Annotated in this window: 5 protein-coding genes and 1 tRNA gene; 2 read left to right on the top strand and 4 right to left on the bottom strand. The window is 63.6% G+C overall.

The window, feature by feature from the left end:
- Positions 1 to 93: 93 nt before the first annotated feature.
- The 3 genes from DBO85_RS08390 to DBO85_RS08380 all read right to left on the bottom strand — a co-directional run bounded on the left by DBO85_RS08390 (position 94) and on the right by DBO85_RS08380 (position 2,736).
- A tRNA-Ala gene (locus tag DBO85_RS08390) sits at positions 94 to 169 on the bottom strand.
- Positions 170 to 277: 108 nt separating this feature from the next.
- Positions 278 to 1,762 (bottom strand): glutamate--tRNA ligase, encoded by a 1,485-nt coding sequence (gene gltX, locus DBO85_RS08385; RefSeq protein ID WP_108106809.1) that lies wholly within the window; start codon positions 1,760 to 1,762, stop codon positions 278 to 280.
- Between the two features lie 53 nt (positions 1,763 to 1,815).
- The gene (locus tag DBO85_RS08380) at positions 1,816 to 2,736 is read right to left on the bottom strand and encodes a LysR family transcriptional regulator (protein WP_108106808.1); all 921 of its coding nucleotides are present in this window, start codon (positions 2,734 to 2,736) and stop codon (positions 1,816 to 1,818) included.
- Between the two features lie 103 nt (positions 2,737 to 2,839).
- On the opposite strand from DBO85_RS08380, the gene DBO85_RS08375 reads away from it, so the two are divergent.
- Together DBO85_RS08375 and DBO85_RS08370 are read left to right on the top strand one after the other, a co-directional pair.
- Positions 2,840 to 3,877: an HlyD family secretion protein gene (locus tag DBO85_RS08375; RefSeq protein WP_108106807.1), complete on the top strand. Its 1,038-nt coding sequence runs from the start codon at positions 2,840 to 2,842 to the stop codon at positions 3,875 to 3,877.
- 62 nt (positions 3,878 to 3,939) lie between these two features.
- Positions 3,940 to 5,436 (top strand): DHA2 family efflux MFS transporter permease subunit, encoded by a 1,497-nt coding sequence (locus DBO85_RS08370; RefSeq protein ID WP_177429753.1) that lies wholly within the window; start codon positions 3,940 to 3,942, stop codon positions 5,434 to 5,436.
- Positions 5,437 to 6,279: 843 nt separating this feature from the next.
- On the opposite strand, the gene sthA is transcribed toward DBO85_RS08370, so the two are convergent.
- Positions 6,280 to 7,674 carry a Si-specific NAD(P)(+) transhydrogenase gene (gene sthA / locus DBO85_RS08365; RefSeq protein ID WP_108106805.1) on the bottom strand — a complete coding sequence of 465 codons (1,395 nt, stop codon included), beginning with the start codon at positions 7,672 to 7,674 and terminating at the stop codon, positions 6,280 to 6,282.
- Between the last annotated feature and the right edge of the window lie 20 nt (positions 7,675 to 7,694).

Genomic DNA, 7,694 nt, shown 5'->3' with positions numbered 1-7,694 from the left:
CCGCCGTGAAAGGGCGGTGTCCTAGGCCACTAGACGAAGGGGACGAAACCTTCAAAAGCGAAGCTCATGAGAACTTCCGCGGCGCATCGAGATTGGTGGAGCTAGACGGGATCGAACCGTCGACCTCTTGCATGCCATGCAAGCGCTCTCCCAGCTGAGCTATAGCCCCATCTCGAGGACGGGGCGCATATTAGGTGCGGCCCGGTAGGCTGTCAACAAATTATTGCGCCGCACCTTCAGCTTTTTTCATCGTTAGAACAAACACTTATCGAAAGCGTCATGCGGGGATCTGGGCGAGCAGCTTCTCCCACTCCTTGTTTTCCTTCTTCGATACCCCGCCCAGCAGCTCCAGCGCCTGACGCAGGCGGAAGCGGGTCAGATCCGGGCCAAGGATCTGCATCGCATCGAGCACCGAGACCGAGCTGGCCTGCCCGGTAATCGCTGCAAACATCAGCGGCATAGCATCACGCAGCTTGAGTTCCAGGTGTTCGACGACCGCCTGGATGCACTCGGTGATGCGCTCCTTTTCCCACTGGCGCAGCGCCTCGAGCTTCCACAGGATCAATTGCAGCAACTGGCGCACCTGATCAGGCGCAAGCTTCTTGTGGGCGAACAGGGCGGCGTCCAGCGGCACCGCTCCCGCGAAGAAGAACGACGCCAGCGGCGCGATCTGGCTGAAGGTTTCCACCCTGCCCTGCACCAGGGGGGCGATCTGCATCAGGTAGTCGCTGTTGAACGCCCATTGCTGCGCTGCGGCGGCGAACTGCTCGACCGACAGCTCGCGCATCCACTGACCGTTGAGCCAGGAGAGCTTTTCCAGATCGAAGATCGGCCCACCCAGGGAGACACGCGTGATGTCGAAGTGCTCGATCATCTCGTCCAGGGAGAATTTCTCGCGCTCGTCCGGCATGGACCAACCCATGCGACCGAGGTAGTTGAGCATCGCCTGCGGCAGGAAACCCATGCGCTCGTAGAAGGTGATGCTGGTCGGGTTCTTGCGCTTGGACAGCTTGCTCTTGTCCGGATTGCGCAGCAACGGCATGTAGACCAGTTTGGGCTGCTCCCAGCCGAAGTACTCATAGAGCTTGATCAGCTTGGGCGCTGACGGCAGCCACTCCTCGCCGCGCAGCACGTGGCTGATCTCCATCAGGTGATCGTCAACCACGTTGGCAAGGAAGTAGGTCGGCAGGCCGTCAGCCTTCATCAGCACCTGCATGTCCATCCGATCCCAGGGAATCTCGACGTCACCCCGCAGCAGGTCAGGCACCACGCAGACGCCCTCGCTGGGCACCTTCATGCGGATCACGTGGGACTCGCCGGCAGCGACACGCCGCTGTGCCTCGGCGGGGTCCATGTGCATGCAATGCCCGTCGTAGCGCGGGGTTTCCTTGTTCGCCATCTGTGCGGCGCGCACTTCGTCCAGGCGCTCGGCACTGCAGAAACAGGGAAACGCATGGCCCTTGGCGACCAGCTCGTCCGAATATTTCTTGTAGATGTGGCCTCGTTCGCTCTGCCGGTACGGACCGTGCGGACCGCCGACATCCGGGCCCTCGTTCCACTCGATACCCAGCCAGCGCAGCGCGTCGAAGATCTGCTGCTCCGACTCGCGGGTGGAGCGCAACTGGTCGGTGTCCTCGATGCGCAGGATGAACTCGCCGCCGTGCTGACGTGCAAAGCACAGGTTGAACAGCGCGATGTAGGCAGTGCCGACGTGGGGATCACCGGTAGGCGACGGCGCGATGCGGGTGCGGACTTTGCTCATGAAGGCTCTCGGCAGATCGATCGAATCGGCGGGCAAAACACAGGGGCCCGCAGTCAGGGGCGCGATGTTATCAGGCGCATGACGGCGGGCTCCAGCAGACGACCGTCCTCGACCGGCAGATGGGCGATGAGAAAGTCGAGGAACGCCTTGACCTTCATCGCCTGGAAGCGCCGCGAGGGGTAGACCGCGTAGATTTCGCCAATCGGCAACTGTGCGTCCGGCAACAGTTCGATCAGCTCACCCGACTGCACCGCCGCGTCGACGATCATCCGCGGCAGCACGGCGATACCGGCGCCGGCAATCGCCGCCTCACGTGCCAGGGTAATGTTGTTGCAGGACAACACCCGCTGGCACGGCAGACTGTGCCCGGCCAGCGGCCAGTGCCGCGGCGGATCCTGCGGCAGCAGGATGGCACGATGGCCGGCCAGCTCCTCGACCCGCGTCGGCCGACCGTGCTCGGCCAGGTACTGGGGACTGGCGCAGAGATGACGGGTAGTCTCCAGCAGCTTGCGCGCAATCAGCGTGGAGTCCTGCGGCTGGCCGACGCGGATGACGATGTCGACCCCCTCCTCCACTGGATCGACCCCGCGCGAGGTCAGCTCGGCCTCGACGGTGATCTGCGGATGCAGGCGCATGAAGGCGCCGATGACCCGCCCCAGCAACAGTTGCCCGAATTCGATCGGCGCAGTGATGCGCAACAGCCCCGAGGGCACCTGCTGCAGTTGCATCACCGCCTGCTCGGCCTCGGCGAAGTCGAGCATGATCTGTCGACAACGCTCGTAATAGGCACTGCCCACCTCGGTCAGGCGCAGTTTGCGGGTGGTGCGATTGAGCAGGCGTACGCCAAGCCGCTCCTCGAGCAGGGCGATGCGCCGACTGACGGTGGATTTCTGCATGCCCAGCATCTGGGCCGCCTGGGTAAAACTGTGGCACTCGACAACCCGGGTAAAGATCAGCGCATCATCCAGACCCATGACTGTTCCCTCAACGCAACAAAGTTTGTGAAGTCTACCCTCTACTTGTGCCGTCGCAACATTGTTAGATTCGTGCGCCTGCCCGCAGTCCGAGCATCCAATCATGTCCTCCCCCCTCAAGCGTCGCCTGTCGGTCTTTCTGCTTCTGGTCCTGCTGATTGCCGGCGGCTTTTTCCTCCACTGGCTGCTCGAGGGTCGCTTCATCCAGAGCACCGACAATGCCTACGTGCAGGGCGACATAACCCGAGTTGCCAGCCAGCTAGGGGCGCGAATCGAATCAGTCGCGGTGCGTGACAACCAGCGGGTGGCCAAAGGCGATCTGCTGGTCACGCTGGAGGCCGAGGACTTTCGCCTGGCGCTCGAGCGCGCCCAGGCCAGCCTGGCCACCCGCGAAGCCGAACTGGCCCAGGCACGCAGTCGTGCCGCCCAACAATCCAGCCTGATCCAGGCCAGCGAAGCGGAAGTCGCCTCGGCCCAGGCATCCCTTGCGCGAGTGCGCCTGGACCTGAAGCGCGCGACCACCCTGCGCAAGCCCGGCTACGTGTCGGAGGAGCGGGTCACCAGCCTGGCGGCCGATGAGCATGTCGCGGTCTCGCAACTGAACAAGGCCGCTGCCGACTTGCGCGCGCAGCGCCAGCAGGTGCACACCCTGGATGCAGAGATCGCCAGCCTCGAGGCGCAGCTGCAGACCGCTCGCAGCGACATTGCCCAGGCCGAGCTGAACCTTGCCCGCACACGCATCCTCGCCCCCAGCGCAGGCCTGGTAGGCCAACGCACCGCCCGCGCCGGTCAGGTGGTCGAGCCCGGCACCCACCTGCTGGCGCTGGTGCCCGAGCAGGATCTGTGGGTGCAGGCCAACTTCAAGGAAACCCAGATCGGCAGGATGCGGCCAGGCCAGCGCGCCGAACTGGTTTTCGACAGCTTCCCCGACACGCCCATCGAGGCCCGCGTCGACAGCCTGTTCGCGGCTTCGGGAGCGCAGTTCAGCCTGCTGCCGCCGGACAACGCCACCGGCAATTTCACCAAGGTGGTGCAGCGCATTCCGGTCAGGCTGAGCATCCCGGCCGACAACCCGCTCGCCGGGCTGATTCGTCCGGGGATGTCGGTGCTGGTCAAGGTCGATCTGCGGACAGGCGAATGAGCGCGGCCGGCGATGCGCTGATCCGCCCGACCGACGAACCGAGTCGGCGCGACTGGATTGCCGTGCTCTCGGCGATGCTCGGTGCGTTCATGGCGGTGCTCGACATCCAGATCACCAATGCCTCGCTCAAGGACATCCAGGGCGCCCTCTCGGCCACCCTGGAAGAAGGCTCGTGGATTTCCACTTCCTACCTGGTCGCCGAGATCATCATGATCCCGCTGACCGCCTGGCTGGTGCAGCTGCTCTCGGCCAGACGCCTTGCGCTGTGGGTCTCGGTCGGCTTCCTGATCGCCTCGCTGCTGTGCTCGATGGCCTGGAACCTGGAGAGCATGATCGTGTTCCGCGCGCTGCAGGGCTTCACCGGCGGCGCGCTGATCCCGCTGGCCTTCACCCTGACCCTGATCAAGCTGCCGGCGCACCACCGCGCCAAGGGCATGGCCCTGTTCGCCATCACAGCTACCTTCGCCCCCTCCATCGGGCCGACCCTGGGCGGCTGGCTGACGGAGAACTTCGGTTGGGAGTACATCTTCTACATCAACCTGCCGGTGGGCCTGGTGATGATCGCCGGCCTGCTCTACGGACTGGAAAAGAAGCCATCCAACTGGTCGCTGCTACGCAACACCGACTACACCGGCATCCTCACCCTGGGCGTCGGCCTGGGTTGTCTGCAGGTATTTCTCGAGGAAGGCCACCGCAAGGACTGGCTGGAATCGCCGCTGATCGCCGGGCTTGGCAGTGTCGCCGCCGTCAGCCTGATCACCTTCGTTATCGTCCAGCTGTCGCGCAGCAATCCGCTGATCAATCTGGGCATCCTGCGCAATCGCAACTTCGGTCTGTCCAGCATCGGCAGTATCGGCCTGGGCATGGCCCTGTACGGCTCGATCTACCTGCTGCCGCTGTATCTGGCCCAGATCCATGGCTACAACGCAATGCAGATCGGCGAGGTGATCATGTGGGCGGGCATTCCGCAGCTGTTCATCATTCCACTGGTGCCACGACTGATGCGACACATCTCGCCCAAGGTGCTGTGTGCCATCGGCTTCGGCGTATTCGGTTTCGCCAGCTTCGCCTCCGGCGCCCTCAATCCGGACTTTGCCGGCGAGCAGTTCCACCTCATCCAGATCATCCGCGCCCTCGGCCAGCCGCTGGTGATGGTGACCCTCTCGCTGATCGCCACCGCCTACCTGGTACCCGAGGACGCAGGCTCAGCCTCGAGCCTGTTCAACATCCTGCGCAATCTCGGCGGCGCCATCGGCATCGCCCTGCTCGCCACCCTGCTCGACAGCCGCGCCAAGGTCTACTTCGACTACCTGCGCGAGGCGATCGTACCGAGCAACCCGCAGGTCGCCGAACGTCTGGCATTGCTGGCCGAGAAACTCGGTAGTGAACAGGCGGCCCTGGCCGAACTCAGCCGCAGCGTGCACCAGCAGGCCAGCATCATGGCCTACAACGATGCCTTCCACGCCGTGGGAATCATGCTGGCGCTGAGCATGCTGGCGATGTTCCTGACCCGGCCGTTGCCGCCGGAGGCGATTAGCGGGGGTTCGCCGGGGCATTGAAGTTTTGCTTCGAGTCAGTCGCTCAGGCTAACTCGCTCGCCATGCGCGTTTCTCCCCGTTCAGCTGCATGAGGCCTTGGGGCTGAGCTGATTCCTGAGTGTTCTGGCACTACTGGTTTCGCCCACCCGGGCGAGTCACTTTCTCTTTACCCGCGTAAAGAGAAAGTAACCAAAGAGAAAGCGCGCCCCAACATCCGGGTCTGGCCGCTACGCAACCAGACTCCCCTCCCTACGGCGTCGCTCCAGGGGCCGGCGAAGATGGACCATCCATGGCCCAACTCCGCCTTGCGCGGCCGTCCATGGCCGCTCACCCCCTGCACAACACCTCCACTCGGCCTTCTGTAACGGGGTCAGGGCACCGAGTCGCCTGAAAGACCGCTGAATCACAGCATCCCGATATCGCCCACGCTCCTGCGTGGGCGCCACACCTGGAACACGCAACGTTCGGGTCACTCCGATCGCCCCTTTTGTCCCGCTGAGTGGAGTCGTCGTGTAGAGGAGTGAGCCGCATGGATGCGGCGAAAGGCGTAGAGGGCCAGGGACGGCCCTTATACGCCGGCCCCTCGGAGCGGCGACGGAGCGAAGGAACCCGGCAAAGCCGGGCGGGATAACGGGGCTAGCGTTTTTGGTTCCTTTTGGGGCAATGCCAAAAGGAACTCGCCCAGCAGGGCGAAACAGACAGTATCAAACCACCTGTCCATGGGACTAAGCACCACAGCCCCCAGCCAACAAGCCCAACGCTAATCAGAACGGTCTGTGAGCTACAAACTCTCCCGGTTCGGCCAGCCCCCTGGGACAGGCGCAAACGCCGCTCCGAGCCTGTCCGGCCAGGCACCGGAGCCGCTCAAAAAAGCCGGTTGAGCCCGTCGAACGCCGCCACTCGATAGGCCTCGGCCATGGTCGGGTAGTTGAAGGTGGTATTGACGAAATACTTGATGCTGTTCGCCTCGCCCTTCTGGTTCATGATCGCCTGGCCGATGTGGACGATCTCCGACGCCTGGTAGCCGAAGCAGTGCACGCCGAGGATCTCCAGCGTCTCGCGGTGGAACAGAAGCTTCAGCATGCCCACCGGTTCTACCGCGATCTGCGCACGCGCCATGCCCTTGAAGAAGGCCTTGCCGACCTCGTAGGGAATCTTCGCCTGGGTCAGCTCCACCTCGGTCTTGCCGATCGAGCTGATCTCCGGAATGGTGTAGATGCCGGTCGGCACGTCGTCGACGAAGCGCCAGCTGCCGTTCTCGACGATGCTGCCCGCCGCCGAACGGCCCTGGTCGTAGGCGGCACTGGCCAGGCTCGGCCAGCCGATTACGTCGCCTGCGGCGTAGATGTTGCCCACTTCGGTGCGATAGTGCTCATCGACCTCGATCTGGCCACGCGCATTGGCCTTCAGGCCGATGTTTTCCAGTCCCAGCTGGTCGGTATTGCCGGTCCGCCCGTTGCACCAGAGCAGCGCATCGGCCTTGATCTTCTTGCCCGACTTCAGGTGCAGCACCACGCCGTGCTCGATGCCCTCGATGCGCTCGTATTCCTCGTTATGACGAATGATCACGTTGTTGTTGCGCAGGTGATAACTGAGCGCGTCGGAAATCTCGTCGTCGAGGAAGCTGAGCAGCTGATCGCGGTTGTTGATCAGATCGACCAGCACGCCCAGGCCGCTGAAGATCGAGGCGTACTCGCAACCGATCACGCCGGCGCCGTAGATGATCAGTCGGCGCGGGGTATGGCTGATATTGAGAATGGTGTCGCTGTCGTAGACCCGCGGGTGGCTGAAGTCGACGTCGGCCGGTCGATAGGGCCGCGAGCCGGTAGCGATGACCACCTGCTTGGCCACCAGTTTTTCCAGCATGCCGTTGAGGCAGACCACTTCGACGGTGTTCTCGTCGGAGAAGCTTGCGGTACCGAAGAAGGTGTCGATGCGGTTGCGGGCGTAATAGCCGGTGCGCGAACTGACCTGCTTGCCGATGACCCGCTCGGCGCTCTTGAGCACATCGGGGAAGGAAAACCAGCGCGGCTCACCGATCAGGCGGAACAGCGGATTGGTGTTGTATTGCATGATCTGGCGAACGGAGTGACGCAAGGCCTTCGACGGGATGGTCCCCAGGTGGGTGCAGTTGCCGCCGACCAGGGCCCGGTTGTCGACCATGGCGACCTTGCGTCCGGCCTTGGCCGCGTTCATCGCCGCCCCCTCGCCCGCCGGGCCCGACCCAAGCACCACCACGTCGTAGTTGTAGACCGCCATGCTCACTCCTTCAGAACTGC

Source organism: Pseudomonas mangrovi (assembly GCF_003052585.1).
In the GTDB taxonomy this organism is placed as follows: Bacteria; Pseudomonadota; Gammaproteobacteria; order Pseudomonadales; family Pseudomonadaceae; genus Aquipseudomonas; species Aquipseudomonas mangrovi.
This window is presented reverse-complemented; position numbering and strand designations above follow the sequence as displayed.